The following is a 24494-nucleotide window of genomic DNA, read 5'->3' as shown; positions in this document are numbered from 1 at the left end:
TATTTACGTTTTATTTTAGTTGATTTTATTTTATTTTAGTTGTGCTTATTTGATGTGCGGCTGCTTGCGATTTTTCCGCGCGCAAATTGCACAAGAATCGCCATTAATCACAGCCAGTTTCCTTCGCTAGCTGGTCTTCCTTTAGACTTAAGCCAGCTATCAAAGTTTAATTTCCACTTTGCGTAAGCGTCTCGCTGCCAAGTCATAATCTCGCATAACTTAAGATTTGCAACGTTTTCGTGCAACTCGCTTATAGGCTCAATCAAATCAACTGCAGCAACTGTATCTGCTGTAGCATCGTGAAAATTGCCAATTGGCTCCACGCCGTAAAACTGCGTTGTGTATGTAAGTGTGCGTTTGCCAGTGCGCTTAGAAATGGCTCTATCTATAACAAGCGGGTCTACAATAAGCATCTCGCCGCCATTAATTGTGCTTTTTGGGCGATTTTGCAAAGAGTCAAGACTCCATCTTTGCAAATCATGATTTAGCATTTTAACGTCAAAAGGCGCATTGTATGCAAGAAGTGGAATATTCTTGCTTTGTGCAAGGCTAATGGCTTTTCCAAGTAATTCGATTTCTTGAGTTGGTTCGCCTCCGTTTTCTTGCAAAAACTCGTTTGTAAAGCCGTTTACTTCGCTTGCTTTAGGGTTGATTTGCTTATGCGGGTTTACAAGCCACGTTGCAATAACGTCATTGTTACGCCCACGCGCTGGGTCTCTAAAAACGAGCGTTGCAGAGCATATTGAATCACTGCCAATAATCGCGCCCGTTGTTTCTGTGTCGAAGCCAAGCAGCATTGATTTGCACAATGTTGTGTTTTTATCTTGCTGCGGTGCTTTTTCTAGTGCTTCTAGCAACTCATCTATGTTCTTTGCCATGCAATAATCCTAGAATGCAGCGAAGACCCTTGCGTGCGTTTTGAGTCGTTTGGTAGTTTGATTAAAAATCACGTAAACAAAAAACCCACGGTAATAAATCCGTGGGCTTTTAGTTACAAATTTATACGCAAATCAAACGTATTAAGCATTTGCATTAAGCATTTGCATTAAGCATTTGGCCTTTTGCCGTGATTTGCTGCCTTTTTGCGGCGAGCCTTGCGCTTGCGTCCACGCATACCCATAATAAACTCCTAACGATTAAAATGAACAACCTTACGGATTATCGCACGTTGCCACGACGTTTGCTAGCTTTAAGCTAGAATATTTGCCACAGTCGCGTTAAGCAAGCTAACCAAATCGTTTGGATTTAGAACAACGTCAAGACCGCGTTTTCCTCCAGAAACAAGAATCTCGTCAAAGTGCATAACGCTAGCGTCCAACACAGTTTCGTGATGAGTGCGCTGACCAAATGGGCTGATTCCGCCAACAACATAGCCACTTTCTCGTTGAGCTACGTCTGGGCTTGTCATGCTGGCTTTTTTGGCATTTACTGCGCTCGCAATCGCCTTCATGCTTAATCGAGCGTTTACTGGCACAATGCCGACTACGCGCTTTTCGCCTGTGTCTACCATAAGCGTTTTGCAAACTTGCTCTGCGTTTACGCCTAATTTTTGCGCTGCTTCCATGCCGTAGCCTTCATCCATATGATCTGCATCGTGCTCGTAGTCAACAACGCGGAATGTGATTCCAGCGTTCTCTAACTGTGAGATTGCTGGCGTTGCTTTGCCTGTTGTAGCATGTTTTTTGCCCATTTTTACCCCCGTGTGCAATGCGTTGCGAAAACCCCCTGCGATGAGTCACCGCAAGGGGTTTGTAGCTTTATTTAGCTTTATTTGTTTCGCTAATTTTACTCAGCAATCTCAGCGAAGTAAAGCAATGTGCGAATCATGTTAGCAGTAAAGCCGTATTCGTTGTCGTAGAAGGTAACGGTACGAGCCAAGGTTACGCCGTCAACAGTGTTAACGTCGGTTTGAGTTGGATCGAAAACGCCACCGTGGGTATCGCCAATAATGTCGGAAGACACAATGCTATCGGCGTTGTAGCCAAAGTAATCGCAGTTTTCGAATGCCTTCTTAAAGGCTTCGTTGATTTCTTCGGTGGTTGCTGGCTTCTCGAGAACAGTAGTCAACTCGGTAACGGATCCATCTGGAACCTGAATACGCTGAGCGTGACCCTGAAGCTTGCCATTAACCTCTGGAACAACCTTGCCGATTGCCTTAGCAGCACCAGTGGAGTGCTCGATTGTGTTGCAAGCAGCAGAACGGTTGTTGCGTGGCTTGGAGCCGCGTGGGCCGTCGAGAATCATCTGGGTGCCAGTGTAAGCGTGGATAGTGGTCATAAAGCCAGACTTAATGCCCCACTTATCTTGCAAAAGCTTAACCATTGCAGCCATGGAGTTGGTGGTGCAAGAGCCAGCAGACACAATGTTATCGGTTGGCTTTAAGATCTCTTGGTTTACACCAAACACAACGGTTGGAGTGGTTTCGTCTTTAGCAGGAGCAGAGATAAGAACCTTCTTAGCTCCAGCGTTCAAGTGAGCCTGGGACTTTTCTGCAGAAGTGTAGAAACCAGTGCACTCGAGCACGAACTCAACACCATCGTTCTTAACCCATGGAATGTTGTTTGCGTCTTTTTCGGCGTAAACCTTGTAAGTCTTGCCATCTACCACGATTGCGTCTTCGGTGGAAGTCACCTCAACTGGGGTGCCATCGTCGTGGCGGAAAGTGCCATGAGTGCTGTCGTACTTAAGCAAGTAAGCAAGCATTGAAGGAGTGGTCAGATCGTTGATGGCTGCGACTTCAATATCGCCAGCTTGACCGCCACGAGCTTGAAGCTCAAAAATACGACGGAATGCCAAACGGCCGATACGTCCAAAGCCGTTAATACCAATCTTGACTGTCATGTGTGATCTCCCTTGAGTGAAACCTTAACGCACGGTTTTTGCGATTTTTCGCGATTTTTAACAATACGTTTTTGGTCTTCGTTATTTAAACTAACATGTTCATTTTAATGTGCGGCATGTACTACGTTAGTGCATCATTTTGTATTACACTTGTGCAACATTTTGCCTTGTTGCATCGCGCATTTGCGATTATTCGCACTACTTTGGCGAAACGGCGAGAGCGCTTGAAACACTAGCGTTTACATCTCCCAAATCGCCAACTGGTCGCTTAAACCAGCTAACTTGCGGCAGTGGAGCGTCTATAGGGAATGTGATTACAAGAGTGCCTTCGTGAACGTCAATATGCGCAGGAGTGTCGTTTAGTAATTCGTTGCTTAATCCTTGAACGGCATCGCCATACATAGTTTCGTGCTGAAGTTGATATTTAAGACCAATCTCGTTTACATCGCTAGAAATAGGCGTGTGTGAGAACACAGAAACCATTCGGCCTTCGGGGCCGCCTGACGCAGGAAAGTCAAGGGAACCGTTGTGAATTGCTGTAACAATCGTGCCGTCTCCATACAAGAATCCAATTCCGCCTCTAACTGCAAGTCGAACCATAAGTTGAATGTTGGAAATCGTGTGATCAACGCGGCCGCCTAAGCCGCCAAAAATATGGAATTCTCTAGAGCCTTTAGACCAGCCAACTTTAAGAGCAGAAAGCAAATCAGGGTCATCTTTTTCGGCAGGAAGTCGCGTAATCGCAGCGTCTGTTGGGAGTTTTAATCGCACGGAGTCAAAGTCGCCAATTAGAGCATCAACATGCAAACCAAGTCTGCACGCATGATCCCAGCCACCATCGGCTGCAATAGTTAAAGCGCGATCAGGAACGTGTTCGCGCGTATGGTCGTAATAATCTCCAGCTGCTAAAACAACGCAGCGCTTCAAAGGCTCCATAGTCATATAATATCGCGCGCGCGGAATTGCGATTATATCGCGTGTTTTGTTGCGGCTTGTTGAGATTTAATGCGACTTGTTTAGTATTTTTGATCATGGTTGATTATTGTCAAGGCTTCAAGTAGAATGAATATTTGGCTTGAGTAATCAAGAAAGTGGTATATCCCACCTGGAAGCCTAAAGGGTTTCGGGTTCATGACTTCGGTCACGTAGCAATATGCTTGCTATAGCGCTATTCTTAAGCGCATTTGATTGATGTTTGAACTTGAATTTATCTTTGACCTTTTGGTGCGCTGTTCCACTGTTTTAACAAGGATTGGAGTCATCATTAGCGACGAACCACGCATTAACGAAGAGATTCGCGTCTCACAAGTACGCCTTATCGGTCCGAAAGGCGAGCAGGTGGGTGTTATTGCGACCTCGGTAGCGTTGAACCTAGCAAAGGAAGCAAACCTCGATCTTGTAGAGGTTGCGCCTACTGCTAAGCCTCCTGTAGCCAAGCTTATTGACTACGGTAAGTACAAGTACAACGAGAAGATTAAGGCTCGTGAAGCGCGTCGTAATCAAAGTACGGCCGAGATTAAGGAAATTCGTTTCCGACTCAAGATTGACGATCACGATTTCGACGTTAAGAAGGGTCATGTTCTTCGATTCCTAAATGGTGGAGACAAAGTAAAAGTCACCATTATGCTGCGTGGCCGCGAACAGTCGAGGCCTGTAGGCGGAGTTGAGTTATTGCGTAGGCTTGCAGATGAGGTTTCCGAAAGTGGAACCGTGGAGTTTGCCCCTAAGCAAGAGGGTCGTAACATAATAATGACTCTCGCGCCTAAGGGTAAAAAGATTCATACTCAGTCTGAGCAGCGTCGTAGAGGCGCTGAATCGCGCGCAGAGCGTCAAGCTCGTCAAGCAGCACGACTTGCGGCAAAGCAAGGAGCTCAGGCAGCGGCCGATGTGTCCGCAAAAGCTTCTGTAGAATCTGATCAGAATCATAAGGAGGGCAGCAATGCCGAAGATGAAAACTAATTCCGCAGCGTCCAAGCGCGTTCGCCTCACCGGCACTGGTAAGGTAATGCACGATGGTAGCGCAATGCGCCACAACTTGGAGCATAAGTCTGCTCGTAAGCGTCGTGCTTTGTCTGCAGATAAGGTTTTAGCTACAGCACAGAGCAAGAATTTGAAGGGCTTGCTAGCTAAGTAAGTGCAGTAAAACGAAGACGCAATTAAAAATTTTTAAGAAAGCTGAGGAATACTTATGGCACGAGTAAAACGCGCAGTTAATGCTCACAAGAAGCGTCGCGTTGTTCTTGATAGGGCTTCGGGTTATCGCGGTCAGCGTTCCCGCCTTTATCGCAAGGCAAAGGAACAGCTGCTTCACTCATTTACTTATAACTTCCGCGACCGCAAGGCTCGCAAGGGCGACTTCCGCAAGTTGTGGATTCAGCGCATTAACGCTGCTGTTCGCGCAGAAGGAATCACCTACAACCGCTTTATTCAGGGCTTGCGCTTAGCTGGCATCGAATTGGATCGCCGCGCTTTGGCCGAGCTTGCTGTTAGCGATGTTGAAACCTTTAAGGCAATCGTCGAAGCTGCTAAGGCTGCTTTGCCTGCAGATGTTAATGCTCCAGTAGAGGCCTGATTTTAGATTATCGGTTTTATTGAGTGATTTAATCACTTTAAGCATTAAATAGCATTAAATATTAAGTCCGTCTTTTTAGGCGGACTTAATTGTTTTTGTGCATATATTAGATTCATAACCTGGTTTTGTGTTTAATTATTAAGTGCTTAAGTCGTAGGGTGAAACTGTGGCGCGTCTAGCGCATTGCAGAGTAAAATGGAATGCAGTGTGTTTTTTGAAATCTAATTGAAAGAGTCTGATTATGCCAAATATGTTCGGTACCGATGGCGTTAGAGGATTAGCAAATCGCGATTTGACTGCACAATTAGCGTTAGATTTAGGCGATGCTGCCGTCCGTGTTTTAGGAGAAACGCATAGCAGCGAGTCAAATAGCGAAGATACAGGGAAAAAGATGCACGCTAGGAGAAGGGCGCTGGTTGGTCGCGATACTCGCGTTTCTGGTGATTTTCTAGCGTCCGCTTTAGCTGCAGGCATGAGTGCAGGCGGATTTGACGTTATAGACGCTGGCATAATCCCAACTCCTGGCGTGGCCTTTTTAACTTCTGTGCTAAACGTAGAGATGGGTGCAGTAATATCTGCTTCGCATAATCCAATGCCAGATAATGGAATCAAGTTCTTTGCGCGCGGAGGTTTTAAGCTTCCAGACAGTAAAGAAGACGAGATTGAGGCGGTTTTAGGCAAGGATTGGCAGCGTCCTACGGGAAGCGGCGTTGGGCGAATCAGTCACGATACTACTACGGCTACAAATCTTTATATTGATCATCTTGTTTCTTCTGTAGCGCCTTTAAGTAGTGAGTCTTCTACTCGTCCTAAGCCTCTTGCAGGTCTTAGAGTGGTGGCGGATTGCGCAAACGGTGCAACGTCTGTAGTAGCTCCAGAAGCATTGCGCAGAGCTGGTGCAGAAGTGATTGTTATTAACGCATCTCCAGACGGCTACAACATTAACGATCACGCGGGTTCCACACATCCAGAGCAGTTGCAAGCCATGGTTAAGGCATCTAAGGCCGATTTAGGAGTGGCTTTCGACGGAGATGCGGATCGCTGCTTGGCTGTAGACGAAAACGGAAACATGGTTAATGGCGACCAAATTATGGGCATTCTTGCGCGTTCTAAGAAGGCCGAAGGCAAGCTGAATCACAATACTCTTGTTGTTACTGTAATGAGCAATCTTGGATTAAAGCTTGCGCTAAAAGACATGGGCATTTCTACTGTTCAAACAAGCGTTGGAGATCGCTACGTTCTAGAAGAGATGCTTAGAGGCGATTATTCTCTTGGCGGCGAGCAGTCTGGGCACGTGATTAATCGCGAGTTTGCAACCACGGGAGATGGCACTCTTACAGCGCTTACGTTGTGCCGCGAGGTTGTGCGCGAGGGCAAGAAGCTTTCGCAAATGGCTGCCGACTTTCCGCAGCTTCCGCAATGCCTGGTAAATGTGCCGAATGTAGATAAGATGGCTGCTAAGACAAATGCTGCTGTTCTTAATGCTGTAGAGAAGGAAAGTGCGCTTTTGGGAGACACGGGTCGCGTTCTTCTTAGACCAAGCGGAACGGAGCCACTCGTGCGCGTTATGTGCGAAGCTGCAACGCAAGAGCAAGCAGATGAGGTTTGCGCGCGACTTGCACAAGTTGTAACGGATAATCTTAAGTTGTAGTTTTACCGACTTTGTACGTGATTTGGCTCAAATTTGGTACAAAGTGCGGAGTTGTTTGACGGGTTTTGTACGTGATTTGGGTCGAATTTGGTACAAAATGCGTCAATCTTTTCCGCTTTTTGTACGTGATTTGGGTCAAATATGGTACAAAGTGCGGAGTTATATTCCGCTTTTTGTTGTTAGACACGCCGTTTAGAGCTACAAAAAGCGGATAATCTTGATATACTAGCTCTTTTGGTATTGTTGTTGATGTACGTGTTTTATCAACAATAGTCAAAGTTAGACTTATAGAGTTAGAAGTTTTATGAATCGCATGGGTAAAGGAGTCCTATGTTTACGCATCACGCAAGTGTCGATACTAAGCTTAGCCGCGCAGTAGAGCGACTTTTGGATTCTGCTACAGAAGATGGTGTTTTGTCGATTGTTCAAGCAGGGGAGCCTGTTTTAAGGCAGCGCACGGTTGCTTACGATGGTCAGCTTACGCGCGCAACGCTTAACAAACTTATTTCGCTTATGCACAGCACTATGCTAGACGCTCCAGGTGTTGGTTTGGCTGCGCCGCAAATCGGGCTTGGATTAGCGATTGCGGTTGTAGAAGATCACGTTAGAGACGACGAAGACGACCCTAGAGATATTGCGGAATTGCCATTTAGAGCGATTATTAATCCGCACTATGAGCCAATTGGCACGCAAACGCGCAGTTTTTACGAGGGCTGCTTAAGTGTTGCAGGGTATCAAGCTGTTCGTCAGCGCTGGCTAGACATTCAAGCCACTTGGCAAGACGAGGATGGAAAGCAGCATTCGCAGCGCTTGCACGGTTGGCCAGCGCGAATCTTCCAGCACGAGACGGATCATTTACGCGGTGAGCTTTACATTGATCGCGCAGAAATGCGCTCGCTTTCTAGCGACGAAAACCTTGAGGATTATTGGGCAGATGAGGCAGTTCCTGTAAACGCTGCTAGAACACTCGGATTTGCGATTTAAAATAAAAGACTAATGTAAATTAAAATCCCCCACAAGTTTTCTTGCGGGGGATTTGCTTATCGCTTATCGCGAGTTATTACGCATTGTTACGTAGTTGCTATCAGATGTGGAAGTAAAGCTCATACTCAAGTGGCGTTGGAGCCAAACGAGCCATATCCATCTCTTCGTGCTTTAGATTAAGCCAAGTCTCAATCAAGTCGCTAGTAAACACATCTCCTTGCATAAGGAAGTCGTGATCTTCTTCCAAAGCCTGCAAAGCTTCACCAAGCGAAGAAGGGACCTGCTTAATGCCGTCGTGCTCTTCTGGAGGAAGCTCGTACAAATCCTTATCAACAGGAGCAGGAGGCTCAATGTGGTTCATAATGCCGTCTAAGCCAGCCATAAGCTGAGCAGAGAACGCCAAGAATGGGTTGCACGAAGGATCTGGCGCGCGGAATTCAATACGCTTAGCAGAAGGAGCCTCGCCAGCAAGAGGAATACGAATAGCTGCAGAACGGTTACGAGCAGAGTAAACCAAGTTGACTGGAGCTTCGTAGCCTGGAACCAAGCGGTGATAAGAGTTAAGCGAAGGATTTGTAAAAGCGAGCACAGAAGACGCGTGCTTAATAAGGCCGCCAATGTACCAACGCGCAATATCGGAAAGCTGAGCATAACCAGTTTCCGCATAGAACAATGGCTTGCCATCTTTCCAAAGCGATTGATGGCAATGCATGCCAGTGCCGTTATCTCCAGCAATTGGCTTTGGCATAAATGTTGCAGCCTTGCCAGCCAAAGCAGCGGTCTCGTGAACAACATACTTGTACTTCATTAAGTCGTCGCCAGCGTGAACAAGCGTGTTGTAACGGTAGTTAATCTCCTGCTGGCCTGCTCCGCCAACCTCGTGGTGAGAACGCTCAAGAATCAAGCCAACCTTTTGAAGATTGTAAACCATGTCGTCGCGCAAGTCTTGGTTGTGATCAACAGGTGGCACAGGGAAGTATCCGTGCTTTACGCGATTCTTAAAACCAATGTTGTTGCTGCCATCGTCTTCGGTGTCGATGCCAGAATTCCATGGAGCCTCGTTAGAATCCACCTCGTAGAAGGAGCGCTGCATGTCGTTTGCAAAACGAACCTTGTCGAAAATAAAGAACTCGGCTTCTGGCGCAAAGCTTGCGGTATCGGCAATGCCAGTTGCCTTTAAGTAGGCTTCGGCTTTAATCGCAACTTGGCGAGGATCCCTAGAATAAGGCTCGTCTGTTACAGGATCCACAATCGAAAAAGCAACGTTCAAAGTCTTGTGCTTGCGGAATGGGTCAATGTATGCGGTGTCTACGTCTGGAATAAGCTTCATGTCGGACTCGTTAATAGCTTGGAATCCTTGCATAGAAGAGCCGTCGAAAGCCATTCCATCCGTAAATGCGCTGTTTAAGAATTCGCTTGCTGGCACAGTAAAATGCTGCTGAACACCAATCAAATCAGTAAATCGAACAGATACGTACTCAATGCCTTCTTGCTTAATCAAAGCCTCGGCATCTTCTTTAGTTTGCAAAGTGGTCATGCCATGATCCTTTCATAAAAATCTCAGTAAATAGTTTAGATTGTTATATATGATTTTGTATTTCAGCGACTCGACTATCTGGTTACGATTGTGTTACACGCTTTGTAAAGTACAATGGAATTTATGACAAATAAAGAAAACCACGAAAGCCGTATGGATAGCAACGGCACAAGCGCAAAAATCGACTTAGCTTCGATTTTTCCAGCTAAGGGAGATAATCGAAGGCCTCCTGATTGGCTAAGTCGCGCGCTTATGTATGCGGTAATCGCCGCGTTTGTTGCGATTTTTGTTTGGTTTGCGTGGGGAAGTATAGCTTTTATAGTTTTCGACGTTGTAATCTCCATTTTTATAGCGTTGGCAATAGAGCCACTTGTTGTGCGCCTTATAAAACACGGTTGGAGTAGGGCTTTTGCGTCTTTGGCAAGCTTGGTTGGGCTGCTTGCGGTTATTATTTTGCTGCTTGTTCTTTTTGGCAATCTTTTTGTGCAACAAGCTGTTTCCATGGTTCTTGGTTTACCTGATTTATACAACCAATTTGCGCATTTTGTGTTAAATTCCACTGGATTTAAGATGCCAAATATCGAGCAGCTTGGAATGGAGATTTTGCGCAACATTCAAACATCGTGGGTTGTGGATTTTGGCGGTTTTGCACTTAACACCACCTGGGGTTTGATGGCCGCTTTGCTTGATTTGCTTACCATTTTGATGGTTACTTATTATATTTCGGCTGCAGGTCCTGCAATGCGTAGAAGCGTGTGCCGCTTGCTGAATCCTAAGTCTCAAAGGCGATTTTTGTTTATATGGTCGGTTGTTCAAGAGCAAATATCGAGCTTCTTATTCTCGCGCACAATTTTGGCTGCGATTAATGCAACGGGTACTGCGATTTTCCTAATATTTATGAAAGTTCCGTATTGGCTTCCGCTTGCGCTGTTTTGTGGAATAGTTTCGCAATTTGTGCCTACGATTGGTACGTATTTGGGTGGAGCTTTGCCAATCGTGTTTGCTTGGAGTTCCAACGGTTTTGCGTCAGCTTTGGCTGTTCTTGTTTTTGTGACCATCTATCAGCAGATTGAAAACATGGTGATTTCTCCTAAGATTTCCGAAAAAACAATGGACTTAAATCCTGCTGTAGCATTTTTGTCGGTGTTGGTAATGGGTGCTGTTTTTGGGGCGCTTGGAGCATTTTTGGCGCTTCCTGTTACTGCCAGCTTGCAAGCTATTCTTAAGGTTTGCACAAAGCAGTACAAGCTTGTTGATTCTCCATTAATGAACGATCCAAAGCCTAATCGCAAGTCGATTATGGTTACGAGTGTTGAAGCGATTGGCAATAGTTTTGTAAAGCCTGTTAAAGACAAGGTTCTTCGAGTTATGAAAGGCTCGTCTTCTAGAGTTTCGATTAATGAAGACATTATGTATTGGTATAAGCAAGCTTATGTTTCTTCTAGTGATTCTAGCCTTTCTTCTAGTGATTCTAATGAAAGTCAAAATTCTCAAGAAGATTCTGGATATATTGCTACTATGGCGATTTCGCGCGATGTTCTAGATGCAGTTAATCGCGATATTGCTAAGAAACGCGCGGAAAATGCGGATTTGGATAGTGGGCAAGCGGATCGCGAATCGCAAGCAGCCGACGGGTTGCATGCGAATGCTAAAGATGAGTCGCAAGATAAGTCGAAAGCAAATAAATCTGCTACAATTCCAAGCGAAAGTAAAAACAAAAAATCGAACACAAACACAAATCCACGAAGCGGGTGGAATAAATGATTCTTTTGTCTATTTTCGACGTTTTAGTAATCATAATCGGCGTGAGCAGCGTTATTTACCAAGGCGTTTGCGCAGTGGCGTCGCTTATTGCAAAGCCAGTGGTTTTCCCTCCAGCGCCAATGGACAAGCATTACGCGGTTTTAATATCTGCGCGAAACGAGGAAGCTGTAATCGGGAATCTTATAGAGTGCATACAGCATCAAACTTATAACCAACAGCTAATAGATATTTGGCTAGTTGCCGACAATTGCACAGACAGCACGGCGCAAGTTGGAAGAAAGTATGGGTGCAATGTTATAGAGCGATTCGATAAGCAGCATATTGGCAAGGGCTACGCGCTTAGCTACCTTTTGGACCACATAATGGAGCTTGGAAAAGACAAAGATTACGACGCGTACTTTGTTTTTGACGCCGACAATAAGCTGGATTTGCATTATTTTGAAGAGATGAACAAGGGATTCCACGCTGGGTATCAGATTTTAACAAGCTACAGAAATTCCGTGAACCTATCGGATAATTGGGTGTCTTCTGGGTCCGCATTGTGGTTTATACGCGAATCGCGATTTACCAACAATTCGCGCATGCTTTTTGGGTCTAGCTGCCACGCAGGCGGAACGGGATTCATGTTTTCGCGCGAAATTATGCACAGAAATCGTGGGTGGAAGTTCCACCTGCTTACAGAAGATCTTGAGTTTACAATGGACTCGATTTTGCACGGCGACAAAGTGGGTTATTGCGGGTCGGCGGTTCTTTACGATGAGCAGCCTGTATCGTTTAGGCAAAGCTGGAGGCAAAGGCTGCGCTGGAGTAAGGGCTTCTTGCAAGTGTTTAGATATTACGGAGCGGCTCTTATACGCCACGGAATCCGCGAGCGCGATTTTTCGTCGGTTGATTTTACGCTTATGCTTTGCCCGTTTATGGTGCTTGCGATTATTCGCCTTATACTCGGATTTATCTTTGCAGCATTTGGATTTGTTACGTGGGCAAGTCAGATTGATTCAACGCTTAGCTTTATAACCACTACTGTTACAAGCGTTTTGGGTATGATGGTGTTTGTTTCGCTTACTATTCTTGTAGAACACGATAAGCTTGGAGCCACTAACAAAGAGCTTTTTGCGTACGTTCTTAGCTTCCCGATTTTTATGCTTTCGTATGTGCCGATTGCGTTCCAAGCTGTGTTCTCTAAGAGCGAGTGGAAGCCGATTCATCACACGGGGCGATAGTTTTGCTGCGTTCTGCGCGAACGACATGACCTGCCTCGTAGTGTGTTTATACGCAAGATATGAGATAATAGAATCCTTGGTGTAAACGTGCGATTGCGCAATTAATGTGGCGCAATACGTGCGTTTATCTGTATGTTGCGAGGTTTATATGGTGGATTCTGTTCCTTCTGCAAATGTGTCTGGCAGTGTTCCAGTTTTTGGCGTAAACACTTATTCGAGTGATAGTAGTGCAGAAGTTCCTGCGGTTTCTATTCGCGGATTTGTTAAGACTTTTGGCAAGAAAGTTGCTGTAGATAATCTTTCGCTAGATATTCCAGCAGGCTCTTTCTACGGATTGGTCGGCCCTAATGGTGCTGGCAAAACCACTACGATTAAGATGCTTACGGGCTTGCTTATGCCAGATGCTGGCTCGGCTTCGATTTTTGGCAACGATGTTTGGAGTGACGTAAATAGCGCTAAGCGCGCAATCGGTTTAATGCCTCAAGCAGACGAGATTTTTAAGACGATTACTGGCCTTCAGCTTTTAACATACGCTGGCATGCTTCGCGATATGAGTCGCGCAGAATCCGTAAAGCGCGCAAACGACTTGCTTTCTGCTTTCGACTTAACAGAAGCTGCAAACACTATGGTTTCTGACTATTCAACTGGTATGACTAAGAAGATTTGCCTTGCAACAGCAATGATTCACAGCCCGCGCGTGCTTGTGTTGGACGAGCCTTTTGAGGCAGTGGACCCTGTTTCTAGCGCAAATTTGAAGGATATTCTCGCCGAGTATGTTTCTACTGGCGGCACGGTGATTATTTCTTCGCACGTTATGGAATTAGTTGAAAAAATGTGCTCGCACGTGGCGATTATTAACGAAGGCCACGTTGCAGCTTCTGGCACGCTTGAAGAAGTTGCTCAAGGCAAAGATCTTGAAGATCGCTTTATGGAGCTTGTTGGTGGACGTCATTCTGCTGCGCGCATTGATTGGCTTAACGGCGGCGAGTCTTATAACGCAACGCCAATCGCAAGCAACCACAACGCGTGAGCGAAAGGCGGTAAGTAATCATGTCTATGATTTTTACAATGGTTCGCCTTCGCTGGGCGCTTACTTTTTCTGTTATGCGAAAGTCAATTTGGCAAAAAATCGGCTTTGGTATATCAATTGTTTTTGGACTCGCGATTATATGCGCTCTTGGTTTTGCAGGCTGGGAAGCAGGAAAGTATCTTAATCCAGGAATGCTTGCAGATACTAAAAATTGGCAGGAATTCCAATTGGCTCCAATAATGGTTGCGTCGATTGTGTCAATTTTTACGCTGTTTATAAACGTGTTTATGTTTGGCAGCGACACAACACTAAAATCGCGTAGTTTTGCGCTTTACGGCATTCCTTACGTAAAGCAGCAAGCTGGCATGCTTCTTGGCTCTCTTTTTGGAGCGCTTTCAGTAAGCTGCACAATCGCGCTTGCTTTGTGGTCTTTAGCGTACCGAAACTTTGGAATTGTGCCAGTTTTAGTAAGCGTAATCGCGGCTCCGCTTTATGTTGCAACAATCGTGTCTTTAAGCAAAATGCTTATTGAGCTTTTGGATACTATTTTAATAAACAAGCATTCAAGAAACATTTTTTACTTTGCTATTTTCGTAGCGTACATGATTTTTGTTGCCACTGTGAATATTGGTAACAAAAATCCAAGCGGAATTGTGCTTGGCTCAAGTTTCTGCGCTGTTTCCGCTTTTACGCCGTTAAGTGCGTCTATGGCTTTGCCTCTTGACGCCATTAATGGCAATTGGCTTGCACTTGTTATTCGCTTCCTTATTTGCGTTGTAACGATTGCTGCTTGCTTTGCAATCTCTGTATTTTGTGCAAAATTAGAGCCGAAGTTGCTTCGTGGTGAGCAAAAAACAGTTGTTAAAACTAAGGGAATCGGCTTGTTTGCAGCAGTTCCAGACAACACAGTTGGTGCGATTATTGCGCGAATTATTAGCGTTATGAGAAGAGATATGCGTCAACTATTTTTGCTTATTGCGCCGCTTTTTATGCTGGTAGTTGCAGGAGGAACTAGTTTTAACGCTAAAGGATTTGGTTCTATAGCACAGGACATAGGCGTTTCTGGATGGATGATATATGCTGCGACGCTTATGGGAATGGTTGTTGGAAACAATATTGCATACGATGGAACAGCTTTTACTATGCATGCGATTATTGGCGTAAAAGGTTTGCACGATCGTTTAGCGCACGCAATAGTTTGGTCCGTGATTTGCGCTGTGTACTTTGCAATTCTTGGAATAGGGGTTTACGCTTTCCTTTTCTTTGTAGCAAATGTCCAGCAAAATATGAATGCAGTTATGTTCCAAACTCTTTCTCCAATCGGAGTAGCTTTTGCTACCATAGGCATTGGCTTAATTTCTTCGTGCATTGCAATGTACCCTGTATCGTCAATCGAAAAGCCATTCTCTAGGCCGCAAGGAAGTGCTGGCGGGCGAAGTTTTGCAGCTATCGGCTTTATGCTTCTTTCTGTAGTTTGCATGATTCCTTCGGTTGCGGCTGTGATTGCGTTTATTATTCTTGCGCCGCAACTGCTGTGGATTGCATGCATTCTGTTCGTAGTGAACGGAGCAATTGTGCTGGCTGTTGGCGTAATTATTGGCGGCAAAGTAATGGATAAGCGCATGATTCGCATTGTAGAAAACTTGCGCAGATTTGCCTCGATTACTGCTTGAGTATTAATGCGCACGTAAGAGCTGCGATTTATGTGTGCAAGCGTATAGCTTATGTAGGCTTTATGTAGTTCTTATATAGTCTGCGCGGCTTGTATAGTTATACAGAGTTGCAATTAATCGGTAAAACAGGCGGCGTGCACATGCAAGACGATGAAAACGTTAAGAATCCAGATAATATAATCGAGATTCCAGAAGATGCTTTTACGTCTAAAGAATCAAGAGAAAAAGCTGGATTTACGTCTAGCTTAGGCGCGCAAAAGCCGCCAAAGTCACGTAATCGCGCTGTTGTGTGCTTAATCGCAGCTGCAAGCGTTCTATCACTAATGTGCGGATACATCCTGTTTGATAGCAAAGATCTTTTGCAAAATCGCGATTTTATTCAGTCGCGAATGGCAATTAAAAACAATAAATCTTTGCAAGAGCTAAGCAGTCCAAAACCTAAGAAAATAGCGCATTACGCGTCTTTAATAAAGCAATTAGATAAAAACAAGACAGTTGACAAAGATGCTGCGGAAAAGGTTTTGCAAACATTCCTTGAAAATCCCGCGCTTGGGCCAAATGCGGCGGCTGTTATAGCGGATGCAAACGGGAAGATTATTGCTGCAAAAAACGAAGATCTTGCTTTGCAACCAGCGTCTACAATGAAAACGCTTACAGCACTAGCGGCCTCGCATACTTTAGACATGGCTTCAACGCTAGACACGCTGGTCTATGCAAGCTGCGACGAGAGTGGGAGTGCTGCGCGAATTGTTTTGCGCGGCGGCGGAGACATGCTGCTTGGGGCTGGGCAAAGCGACCCGAATCACGTAAACGGTAGAGCAGGTTTAGAAACTCTTGCAAATAAAACGGCTGCAGCTCTTAAAAAGCGGGGCGTTAAGATTGTTCAGTTTGCTGTTGACGATTCGCTGTTTGGCGCAAAAAGGTATCCTGATCTTATTAACGAGAACGACGAAGAAGGTAGATTCTACGCTCCAACTTCGTCTGTTGCGGTAGATGAGGGGCGCAATCGCGATTTTGCGGCGTGGGTTTCGTACGGAAACGACGCGGACGATACCGACGATTATCCGCTTTTAGACAGGCATCCTGCGGTTAGTACGGGTTTGATTTTTGCAAATTTGCTGCAAAAGTCTGGAATTGACGTTCGCGAATGGAAGGGTGATTCTGCAAAAATCACTAAGGCGGCTAAAATTTCTGGCGCAGACTCCATGCATGTTAGCTACAAAAAATCGCTTATTTCCGCCGATTTTAGCCAGATTGCGCGCGTTTGTTCTGCTCCGCTAAGCGAGATAATGGCGTATATGCTTAGGCATTCCGACAATTCCCTTGCAGAAGAGTTTGGGCGTTTAACTGCGCTAGCTATGCGTAAGTCAAATTCTCCAAAGGGTGCAACTTTGGCTGTGCAAGATGTTTTGCGCGATTTAGGTATTGATATAAACGGATTGCACATGTCGGATTGCTCGGGACTTTCTCCTAAATCCGCTGTTCGCGCGGTTACTTTGATTCAAGTTCAAGCGCAAAATCTTAAGGCGGGGCTTGGTGCGGCAGCGGCAGAAGGCTTGGCTTTGCCAGGCGTTTGGTGTACTTCTGCTAGAAAGCGTCTTGTTGATAAGTCGGCCGCTGGATTGATGCGTGTTAAAACTGGATTTTTGGGTGATGTTTCGTCTATGGTTGGCAACGTTTCTAGAAAGTCGGGAGGAGCGCTAACCTTTGCGGTTGTTGTTAATCCTCCTGGAGACGTTAACTACACTTATGTTGGCGTTAATAAGATGATGGCGGAGCTGACTAATCTTTAGTTGCTCGCGTCTTTGCTTGTTGTTGCGCGAGGTTTGAGTATTTCTCTCCTCGCAAGTGACGCGCACTTTTACGGATAGTTTATGAACGTTAATATTCTAAGGTTTTAGGTTTTAGGATGGCGCTATTTATTGCTCGTAGAGAAATACATCAAACCTTCTGAATATCTAGAACAATTGCGTATCTTTCATCGCCGAGATTTTCGATTTTTCTTCTTCATTCGATGAATCACCATTTCATGCTGAGGTTCATCTCATTCAGTGCGAAAAATCTCGAATCTCTACTTCACTTGGCGGAAAAACTTCCGCATTTTGTACCATTTTTGACCTAAATCACGTACAAAAAGCGGAAATATCGCGCGCGCGACGACCTGCCTTCAAGCGCGTTCAAAGCGTGCGCAAATCGTTATAGTCTGCGATTTTCTGCTTGCTGAATATCCTCCTGGAAGCGCAATCGGCTTTTGACCATGCCAGTTTGTTATTAACTCGTCGATTGATTCTATATGATTTGACGAAAAGCGTATTCCAGCAGCACTTAGCGCGCGAGCTATGATTCTCCGCCTAATCGAGATATGGCTATTTTCTAGAGTCGCAAGTTTGATTTTGACTTTGCAATCCTCTTTTACAATCGCCTCTTTTTCTACAAGATTTACTTGCGAGTTTATGTAGTCTAGGTCGTCTTGAGCAAATTTTGCTCCCTTTGCAAGCAGCAAAGTCATGTCTGACGCAAAAAATCGCGAAATATACGGCATAAGGGTATGCCTGATTCTAGAGCGCAGCGGGTAGGATTTTGGCAGCTCAACATCGATTGGCGATGAATCGCCGTTTGTTGGATCGTCCCACCATTCAACGCCCAAATCCTTGCAAATCTGCGTGGTTTCAAGTCGCGTAAGATTAATCAGCGGCCGCGCAAATAGCACATTCTCTCTAACTGTAACGTCTTTCATTCCAGCCACGGCCTCCAAGCCAGCAGAATCGCGCAATCCCATTAAAACCGTTTCTGCTTGGTCGTTTGCTGTGTGTGCTAAAAGAACCGCCGACGCGCGCAAGTCTTTTGCAACTTCAATAATCGCAGCGTATCTAGCATCCCTAGCTGCGCTTTCTTCTCCCTCTTCGTTATCTTTAACTTGCACAGATTTAATAAATACAAGCGACTCGTCTACTCCAAGTTTTGCAACAGTTTTAGCAGCATTAAGCGCCACTTTGCTGGAGTTTTTTTGAAGATTATGATTTACGATTATTGCAGCGCATTGAATCCCTCTGCTTGCGCACACTTTTGATGCAAGCGCCGTTAGCGCAAGTGAATCGCGACCGCCTGAGCATGCGACCAACACAATAGGAGCGGATGGTAAAGTTGCGTGTTCGCCGTGTTGCAAGAATTGCGGGTCTTGCACGTTTAACCCTATGTTATTAAAGCAACGTTTTACTTGGCCGATTCCTTTGCGCCAACAAGATGAGTACACCATGCTTATAGTCTAAATCCTAATGTGTAAGTTGTAACATGTCCGTCATTCTCTTATGCAATCATAGTTAGCATGCAAGTTGCAGATATAAGAGATGATATTGATTACGAATTAATCAGCCACGAAGAGCTTATGAAGCGCATTCGCGAGGTTGCCGCTCAAGTTAGCAAAGACTACCAAAACCGCGATATTTTGCTTGTTGCAGTGCTTAAAGGCGCTGTAAACACGCTTGCTGTTTTCTCGCAGGAGCTTAGTCTTAACGCGCCGATGGACTTTATGAGTCTTTCTAGCTACGGCAGTGGCACTAAGACCAGCGGCCAGATTACGGTTCGCGAGGACTTAACTACAGATGTTCGCGGTCGAGATGTGCTGATTGTGGAAGATATGGTTGATTCGGGCAAGACTCTGGACTGGCTTGTTAGGGAGCTTAAGGGCAGGGGAGCTGCAAGTGTAAAGGTGTTTGCGCTTTTAACAAAGCCAGCTCGCCGAGAAGTGGAAGTAGATATTGCGTACACTGGTTTTGAGATTCCAGACGCGTTTGTGGTCGGTTTTGGCATGGACTACGACGAAAAGTACAGGAATCTTAATTCTATTGCGGTTCTTAAGCCTTCTGTGTATGAGTCTTGATTAACGGTCTTGATTAGATGGTTGCAATTGAGTAATCTTGATTGATTACATGCTATTTATTTAGCGATTAATTACAGCGATTGCAGCAGCTACTCTTTGATTGCTTGCGATTAGTGATTACGTGTTTAGTCGAGTGTTGTTAGTTAGAATCCTGAAAGGAGTCTGATTGTATGGGCGCTTCTCCAATGTCGCCTCGCGGACCTATGGGTGGACCTATGAAAAGTCCTATGGGAGGAAACGGCAACAATCCGTTCTTGCCTCCTAATTTTGGAAACAATTCAAATAAGAACAAGAATAAGAACAATAACGGCAATAAGAATAACGGCAATAAGAATAACGCCAATCCAAAGGATGGCAATAATTCCGATTCCAATCGTAAATTCTTTAAGTCGCCTTGGACTTGGATTGTTATTTTAGTTTTGCTTTCTGTAGCTGCATTCCAATTGTTTGTGCATAATGGTTCGCAAACAATCGACACTCAAGACGGATTAGAGTTGCTCGATAATCGTAGTGCAAATTACGTTGAGGTTATAGACAATAAGCAGCTTGTTAAGCTTACTCTAAACAATAAGTACGTTAAGTTAGATAAGCGAGATAAGCAAAAGCACGATTACGGAAAAGACGTTCAGTTCTACTACACGATTGCTCAAAGCAAGACAGTTGTGCAAAAGATTCAAAAGGCTAAGCCAGCAAACGGTTGGACTGTTAGCATACAAACTTCTAGCTTTTTCTCGTACTTGATTACGTCTATGCTGCCGATTTTGATTCTGCTTGGACTTGTTTGGTTCATGTTTGGCAGAATGGCAAGCGCAGGCGGCGGAATGCTTGGCATGGGTGGCGGCCGCGGCCGTGGAAAGCTTTTGGAAGGTCAGACTCCTAAAACTAAGTTTGCGGATGTTGCAGGCGAGCAGTCTGCTGTAGAAGAAGTTGAGGAGATTAAGGAATTCCTTAAAGATCCTTCTCGCTACAAGGCTTTGGGTGCGCGCATTCCGCGTGGAGTGCTGCTTTACGGCCCTCCAGGAACTGGTAAAACTCTTCTTGCGCGTGCTATTGCAGGCGAAGCTGGCGTTCCGTTCTACGCAATGGCTGGATCGGACTTTGTTGAGATGTTCGTTGGTCTTGGCGCGTCTCGCGTGCGTGAGCTGTTTGATGAAGCTAAGAAGAACGCTCCAGCAATCATCTTTATTGACGAGATTGACGCTGTTGGACGCCGCCGCGGAAGTGGCATGACTGGCGGCCACGATGAGCGCGAGCAAACTCTTAATCAGCTGCTTGTAGAGATGGACGGCTTCGATAACGACACTAATTTGATTATTATTGCCGCTACAAACCGACCAGATGTGCTTGATTCTGCGCTTTTGCGACCAGGCCGATTTGATCGCCAAGTGGCTGTGGAAGCTCCAGATTTGGAAGGCCGAGAGGCGATTCTTAAGGTTCACGCTAAAGGCAAGCCTTTTGTTCCAGACGTAGATCTTCATATGGTTGCTGTTAGAACTCCTGGATTTACGGGCGCGGATTTGGCTAATGTGCTTAATGAGGCGGCTTTGCTTTGCGCTCGTTCTGGTGCTCAGCTTATTGACAATCGCGCTATTGATGAGGCGATTGACCGCGTTCAGGCTGGTCCTAGAAAGAAGTCTAAGGGCATGGCTTTGGATGAGTTGCGTAACACGGCTTATCACGAAGGTGGCCACGCGCTTGTTGCTGCGGCCTTGCATCACACGGATCCTGTTACTAAGGTTACGATTTTGCCTCGCGGCCGCGCTCTTGGATACACGGCGGTTATGCCAACTAGCGACCGCTATTCTCAGTCTCGAAACCAGCTGCTAGATCAAATGGCGTATGCTATGGGCGGCCGTACTGCGGAAGAGGTTGTGTTCCACGATCCAACTACTGGCGCTTCTAACGACATTGAAAAGGCTACAGCAATCGCTCGCAAGATGGTTGTTGAATATGGCTTCTCGTCTAAGCTTGGCGCTGTAAAGTGGATGGATGCAGATCAAGATTCTTCTGGTTCTTTGGATTCTTTGCAATCGCGTAAGTTCTCTAATAAGACTGCGGAAGTGATTGACGAAGAAGTTCATAAGCTTATTGAAACGGCTCATACCGAGGCTTGGCAGATTATTAACAATAATCGCGATATTTTGGATGAGCTTGTTAGCAAGCTTCTTGTTAAGGAGACTCTTAACGAGAAGGAACTTGAGCAAATCTTCTCTAAGATTCGTAAGGCGCCAGAGCGCGATTTGTGGCTTTCTAATGCGGATCGCCCAGATTCGCCGCTCCCGCCTGTAGAGATTCCAGAAAGCTTAAAGAGGAATGTTGCAGGTGCGAGTTTAGAGAAGGGCGATAAGGATTCGGATTCTAATGCTTCTAAGGCTGGTGCTGCAGCGGATGCTGAAGCGCAAAAGTCGCAAGCAACCGCAGAAGTGCAAGCAACTGGCGAGTCGCAAGAATCGCACGAGTCTTCCTATGTCTCAAATATCGCAAATACTACAAATGCCCTAAATAGCCCAATGCAAACAACCGCAGTGGTTTCTATGCAAGGCAAAAAGAGCGATTCAACAATGCGCGCAATGCTAAACGTGTTAAGCGGACTTGAGCATAAAGATTCGCATAGCGTAACTCAAGTCAAAGGCGTTTCGGCGCTTTACCAGGCAAGCAATGCAAACGGTGAAGATTTTTGCGCGGTTGTAGTGGCGTCTACAACAATGAGTAATCAGGAATTTGCGCAAAGAATCGAGCAAATGCAACGCGATCAAATTGATGGCGATTCTGGAGATTCTGTCGATTCTGCCAGCTCTTTAGATTTGCGCTTAAACGTTGTTGGAATCAGGGAATACGGCTTAGACAGCGCGTCTACAAAGTCAATGGATTCAAGCAATCCTTTGCACTTAAGCGCCGCGCAATTGGAGCCGTGGATGCAAGTTGAGCCAGACGCTGCAATTGATGGCGAGCCAGTCTCTTACAAACTTGCACTTTTGCAAGATGCTTCGCAAGTTGGCGTTTATTCTGAGCGCTGGATTATTGGGGAGTGCTGATGAAAGCTTACCGTACGCCTTGGTGGTATTTTGCGCTTGGACTATTGTTTGGATTCGTATTCGGCGCGTTTTTGGTGTCGATTACAGAATCTAGCGCAATATCGCTTTCGGGAGCTCCGTGGATTGTTTTGGCTGTTATGATAATCGGCGGAATAGTCACGTTTGTTCTTGCTTGGCAAACGCATCAATACGCTACTTCTAAGCCAAAAGAGCGCAAGCCTTTTAACATGCAAATGGCTGTTTCGGCGTTAATGCTTGCAAAATCGCTTGGAATGGCTGGTGCTATTTTAACGGGCTGGTATGCAGGTCAGATTTTTGTTTGCTGGCCGCATGCGGATATTCCGCTTTATTCCAACATTATTCGCGAATGTGTTATTGCTGGAATCGTGTGCATTATAGATATGATTATTGGCATTGTTGGCGAATGGATGTGTCAGATTCCTCCAGAAGATGGAGCGGATGCTGCTGGCGATTCTTCGGATCGAGCGCAGAAAGCGGCGGCGGTTTAATGGAGGTTAGCTGCGATTAATGTAGAAAATGGCAACTAACGGCAACTAACGGCAACTAATAGCAACTAAAATAGCGGTTTAACAATTTTAAGAAAGGTATTACTTTGGCTGAATTTATTTACCAAATGATTAAGGCACGCAAGTCTTACGGAGATCGCGTAATTCTAGACGACGTTACCTTAAGCTTCTTGCCGGGCGCAAAAATTGGCGTTGTTGGACCTAACGGCATGGGTAAATCAACGTTGCTAAAGATTATGGCTGGATTGGAAAATGTTTCTAACGGCGAAGCTTCGATTACTCCAGGCTACACCGTTGGCATTTTGCAGCAGGAGCCGCCGCTGGATGAGACTAAAACCGTTGGCGAAAACATTAAGATGGCTTTTGGTGAGATTGCTCAAAAGGTTGATCGATTCAACAAAATCGGCGAAGAGATGGCAAATCCAGATGCCGACTTTGATGCATTGATGGAAGAAATGGGCAAGCTGCAAACGGAGATTGATGCGGCTAACGGTTGGGATTTGGATTCTCAGCTTGAGCAGGCAATGGACGCTTTGCAATGCCCAGACCCAGATTCGCCTGTTTCTGTGTGCTCGGGTGGAGAAAGGCGACGCGTGGCATTGTGCAAGCTTTTGCTTGAAGCTCCAGATTTGCTGCTGCTTGATGAGCCTACAAACCACTTGGATGCGGAGTCAATTCTTTGGCTGGAACAGTTCTTGCACAAGTACGAAGGCGCTGTTATTGCTGTAACTCACGATCGCTACTTTATGGATAACGTTGCAGAGTGGATTTGCGAGGTGGATCGCGGCCAGCTTTACCCATACAAGGGCAATTACACTACTTACTTGGAAACTAAGGCCAAGCGTATGGAGATCCAGGGCGCTAAGGACGCAAAGCTTGCTAAGCGCTTGAAGAATGAGCTTGACTGGGTGCGTAGCTCGCCAAAGGCTCGCCAGGCCAAGAATAAGGCTCGTTTGGAGCGTTACGACCAAATGGAGCAAGAGGCACGCAATTCCAAGAAGCTTGATTTTTCGGAGATTCAAATTCCAGCAGGTCCGCGCTTGGGATCGCAAGTTTTGGAAGCGAAGCATATTCACAAGGCTTTTGGCGATCGCGTGCTAATCGACGATTTGTCGTTTACGTTGCCTCGTAACGGCATTGTTGGCGTGATTGGTCCGAATGGCGTTGGTAAGTCTACGCTTTTCAAGACGATTGTGGGCTTGGAGCCACTTTCTGGCGGCGAGCTTACTGTTGGAGACACTGTAAAGATTTCGTACGTAGATCAGAATCGCGCAGGCTTGGACCCAAATAAGAATTTGTGGGAAGCTGTTTCGGGAGGCCTTGATTTTATTGAGGTTGCAGGCGTTGAGATTCCTACTCGCGCATACGTTGCAAGCTTTGGTTTTAAGGGTTCGGATCAGCAAAAGCTTACGGGAGTGCTTTCTGGCGGCGAGCGTAACCGCTTGAATTTGGCTTTGACTCTTAAGCAGGGCGGCAACTTGCTGCTGCTTGATGAGCCTACTAACGACTTAGATGTTGAGACCTTGGAAAGCTTAGAGAACGCTTTGCTTGACTTCCCAGGATGCGCTGTGGTTGTTTCGCACGATCGCTGGTTCTTAGACCGCGTTGCAACGCATATTCTTGCTTGGGAGGGCACAGACGAGAATCCTGCAAATTGGTACTGGTTTGAAGGCAACTTCCAGGCGTACGAGGAAAACAAGATTGCGCGCCTTGGTGAGGAAGCTGCTCGTCCGCATCGCTTGCACAGAAAGCTTACGCGCTAATCGCAAGTTGTGTG

General features: G+C 45.8%; 21 protein-coding genes. 14 read left to right on the top strand and 7 right to left on the bottom strand.

The features are described 5' to 3' along the window. Positions 1-107: 107 nt before the first annotated feature. The 5 genes from NYP55_RS02100 to NYP55_RS02080 all read right to left on the bottom strand — a co-directional run bounded on the left by NYP55_RS02100 (position 108) and on the right by NYP55_RS02080 (position 3777). On the bottom strand, positions 108-878 hold the full coding sequence (locus tag NYP55_RS02100; protein WP_018637528.1) for an exonuclease domain-containing protein: 771 nt from the start codon (positions 876-878) through the stop codon (positions 108-110). Positions 879-1045: 167 nt separating this feature from the next. Then, on the bottom strand, positions 1046-1120 hold the full coding sequence (locus NYP55_RS02095; protein ID WP_369803150.1) for a 50S ribosomal protein bL37: 75 nt from the start codon (positions 1118-1120) through the stop codon (positions 1046-1048). 69 nt (positions 1121-1189) lie between these two features. Further along, positions 1190-1690, bottom strand: a complete 501-nt coding sequence (ybaK, locus tag NYP55_RS02090; protein WP_016794941.1) for a Cys-tRNA(Pro) deacylase — start codon at positions 1688-1690, stop codon at positions 1190-1192. Positions 1691-1785: 95 nt separating this feature from the next. Then, a complete protein-coding gene (gene gap / locus NYP55_RS02085) occupies positions 1786-2841 on the bottom strand; it encodes a type I glyceraldehyde-3-phosphate dehydrogenase (protein ID WP_004130004.1) in 1056 nt (351 codons plus the stop codon). A gap of 198 nt (positions 2842-3039) precedes the next feature. Beyond that, entirely contained in the window at positions 3040-3777 is a 738-nt protein-coding gene (locus tag NYP55_RS02080; RefSeq protein ID WP_472781480.1) for a thiamine diphosphokinase, read from the bottom strand. A gap of 255 nt (positions 3778-4032) precedes the next feature. On the opposite strand from NYP55_RS02080, the gene infC reads away from it, so the two are divergent. From infC to NYP55_RS02055, 5 genes are all read left to right on the top strand, one after another. After that, positions 4033-4800 (top strand): translation initiation factor IF-3, encoded by a 768-nt coding sequence (gene infC, locus NYP55_RS02075; protein WP_016636400.1) that lies wholly within the window; start codon positions 4033-4035, stop codon positions 4798-4800. Beyond that, a complete protein-coding gene (gene rpmI, locus NYP55_RS02070) occupies positions 4781-4975 on the top strand; it encodes a 50S ribosomal protein L35 (protein ID WP_004112988.1) in 195 nt (64 codons plus the stop codon). The genes infC and rpmI overlap by 20 nt, the downstream gene beginning before the upstream one ends. 54 nt (positions 4976-5029) lie before the next feature. Next, a complete protein-coding gene (gene rplT, locus NYP55_RS02065; RefSeq protein ID WP_004114536.1) occupies positions 5030-5413 on the top strand; it encodes a 50S ribosomal protein L20 in 384 nt (127 codons plus the stop codon). Between the two features lie 241 nt (positions 5414-5654). Then, positions 5655-7064, top strand: coding sequence for a phosphoglucosamine mutase (glmM, locus tag NYP55_RS02060; protein WP_472781479.1), 1410 nt, complete (start codon positions 5655-5657; stop codon positions 7062-7064). Positions 7065-7394: 330 nt separating this feature from the next. After that, on the top strand, positions 7395-8048 hold the full coding sequence (locus tag NYP55_RS02055; RefSeq protein ID WP_004130015.1) for a peptide deformylase: 654 nt from the start codon (positions 7395-7397) through the stop codon (positions 8046-8048). Between the two features lie 100 nt (positions 8049-8148). Here NYP55_RS02055 and glnA read toward each other — a convergent pair whose 3' ends face one another. Then, positions 8149-9585 (bottom strand): type I glutamate--ammonia ligase, encoded by a 1437-nt coding sequence (gene glnA / locus NYP55_RS02050; protein ID WP_004112221.1) that lies wholly within the window; start codon positions 9583-9585, stop codon positions 8149-8151. Positions 9586-9708: 123 nt separating this feature from the next. On the opposite strand from glnA, the gene NYP55_RS02045 reads away from it, so the two are divergent. From NYP55_RS02045 to NYP55_RS02025, 5 genes are all read left to right on the top strand, one after another. Beyond that, positions 9709-11349, top strand: coding sequence for an AI-2E family transporter (locus NYP55_RS02045; protein WP_174191389.1), 1641 nt, complete (start codon positions 9709-9711; stop codon positions 11347-11349). Further along, a complete protein-coding gene (locus NYP55_RS02040) occupies positions 11346-12572 on the top strand; it encodes a glycosyltransferase (protein ID WP_018637507.1) in 1227 nt (408 codons plus the stop codon). The genes NYP55_RS02045 and NYP55_RS02040 overlap by 4 nt, the downstream gene beginning before the upstream one ends. A 148-nt stretch (positions 12573-12720) precedes the next feature. Next, positions 12721-13602: an ABC transporter ATP-binding protein gene (locus NYP55_RS02035; RefSeq protein ID WP_472781478.1), complete on the top strand. Its 882-nt coding sequence runs from the start codon at positions 12721-12723 to the stop codon at positions 13600-13602. A gap of 20 nt (positions 13603-13622) precedes the next feature. Further along, positions 13623-15275: a hypothetical protein gene (locus NYP55_RS02030; RefSeq protein WP_472781477.1), complete on the top strand. Its 1653-nt coding sequence runs from the start codon at positions 13623-13625 to the stop codon at positions 15273-15275. A gap of 140 nt (positions 15276-15415) precedes the next feature. Continuing rightward, a complete protein-coding gene (locus tag NYP55_RS02025; protein WP_472781523.1) occupies positions 15416-17068 on the top strand; it encodes a D-alanyl-D-alanine carboxypeptidase/D-alanyl-D-alanine-endopeptidase in 1653 nt (550 codons plus the stop codon). Positions 17069-17442: 374 nt separating this feature from the next. Here NYP55_RS02025 and tilS read toward each other — a convergent pair whose 3' ends face one another. After that, a complete protein-coding gene (gene tilS, locus NYP55_RS02020; protein ID WP_472781476.1) occupies positions 17443-18531 on the bottom strand; it encodes a tRNA lysidine(34) synthetase TilS in 1089 nt (362 codons plus the stop codon). A 69-nt stretch (positions 18532-18600) separates the two neighbouring features. On the opposite strand from tilS, the gene hpt reads away from it, so the two are divergent. From hpt to ettA, 4 genes are all read left to right on the top strand, one after another. Beyond that, positions 18601-19155, top strand: a complete 555-nt coding sequence (gene hpt / locus NYP55_RS02015; RefSeq protein WP_472781475.1) for a hypoxanthine phosphoribosyltransferase — start codon at positions 18601-18603, stop codon at positions 19153-19155. Positions 19156-19325: 170 nt separating this feature from the next. Beyond that, positions 19326-22190, top strand: a complete 2865-nt coding sequence (ftsH, locus tag NYP55_RS02010; RefSeq protein WP_472781474.1) for an ATP-dependent zinc metalloprotease FtsH — start codon at positions 19326-19328, stop codon at positions 22188-22190. Next, complete coding sequence (locus NYP55_RS02005; RefSeq protein WP_016803229.1) at positions 22190-22699, top strand: DUF3180 domain-containing protein; 510 nt, start codon at positions 22190-22192, stop codon at positions 22697-22699. The genes ftsH and NYP55_RS02005 overlap by 1 nt, the downstream gene beginning before the upstream one ends. Positions 22700-22803: 104 nt before the next feature. Next, a complete protein-coding gene (gene ettA, locus NYP55_RS02000; RefSeq protein ID WP_004130043.1) occupies positions 22804-24480 on the top strand; it encodes an energy-dependent translational throttle protein EttA in 1677 nt (558 codons plus the stop codon). The last annotated feature ends 14 nt before the right edge of the window (positions 24481-24494 follow it).

The sequence above is a fragment of the Gardnerella sp. c10Ua_31 genome (genome assembly GCF_055700915.1).
The sequence above is the reverse complement of the archived record's forward strand: the minus strand, read 5'-3'. Positions and strand labels throughout refer to the sequence as shown.

Bases quoted from the DNA above. Each gene is read 5' to 3' on its own strand.
- ybaK (WP_016794941.1), bottom strand. From the start codon at position 1,690: ATGGGCAAAAAACATGCTACAACAGGCAAAGCAACGCCAGCAATCTCA.
- NYP55_RS02055 (WP_004130015.1), top strand. From the start codon at position 7,395: ATGTTTACGCATCACGCAAGTGTCGATACTAAGCTTAGCCGCGCAGTA.
- rpmI (WP_004112988.1), top strand. From the start codon at position 4,781: ATGCCGAAGATGAAAACTAATTCCGCAGCGTCCAAGCGCGTTCGCCTC.
- gap (WP_004130004.1), bottom strand. From the start codon at position 2,841: ATGACAGTCAAGATTGGTATTAACGGCTTTGGACGTATCGGCCGTTTG.
- glmM (WP_472781479.1), top strand. From the start codon at position 5,655: ATGCCAAATATGTTCGGTACCGATGGCGTTAGAGGATTAGCAAATCGC.
- glnA (WP_004112221.1), bottom strand. From the start codon at position 9,585: ATGACCACTTTGCAAACTAAAGAAGATGCCGAGGCTTTGATTAAGCAA.
- infC (WP_016636400.1), top strand. From the start codon at position 4,033: ATGTTTGAACTTGAATTTATCTTTGACCTTTTGGTGCGCTGTTCCACT.
- NYP55_RS02025 (WP_472781523.1), top strand. From the start codon at position 15,416: ATGCAAGACGATGAAAACGTTAAGAATCCAGATAATATAATCGAGATT.
- NYP55_RS02030 (WP_472781477.1), top strand. From the start codon at position 13,623: ATGTCTATGATTTTTACAATGGTTCGCCTTCGCTGGGCGCTTACTTTT.
- NYP55_RS02035 (WP_472781478.1), top strand. From the start codon at position 12,721: ATGGTGGATTCTGTTCCTTCTGCAAATGTGTCTGGCAGTGTTCCAGTT.
- hpt (WP_472781475.1), top strand. From the start codon at position 18,601: ATGCAAGTTGCAGATATAAGAGATGATATTGATTACGAATTAATCAGC.
- ftsH (WP_472781474.1), top strand. From the start codon at position 19,326: ATGGGCGCTTCTCCAATGTCGCCTCGCGGACCTATGGGTGGACCTATG.
- NYP55_RS02100 (WP_018637528.1), bottom strand. From the start codon at position 878: ATGGCAAAGAACATAGATGAGTTGCTAGAAGCACTAGAAAAAGCACCG.
- tilS (WP_472781476.1), bottom strand. From the start codon at position 18,531: ATGGTGTACTCATCTTGTTGGCGCAAAGGAATCGGCCAAGTAAAACGT.
- NYP55_RS02045 (WP_174191389.1), top strand. From the start codon at position 9,709: ATGACAAATAAAGAAAACCACGAAAGCCGTATGGATAGCAACGGCACA.
- NYP55_RS02005 (WP_016803229.1), top strand. From the start codon at position 22,190: ATGAAAGCTTACCGTACGCCTTGGTGGTATTTTGCGCTTGGACTATTG.
- NYP55_RS02040 (WP_018637507.1), top strand. From the start codon at position 11,346: ATGATTCTTTTGTCTATTTTCGACGTTTTAGTAATCATAATCGGCGTG.
- rplT (WP_004114536.1), top strand. From the start codon at position 5,030: ATGGCACGAGTAAAACGCGCAGTTAATGCTCACAAGAAGCGTCGCGTT.
- NYP55_RS02080 (WP_472781480.1), bottom strand. From the start codon at position 3,777: ATGGAGCCTTTGAAGCGCTGCGTTGTTTTAGCAGCTGGAGATTATTAC.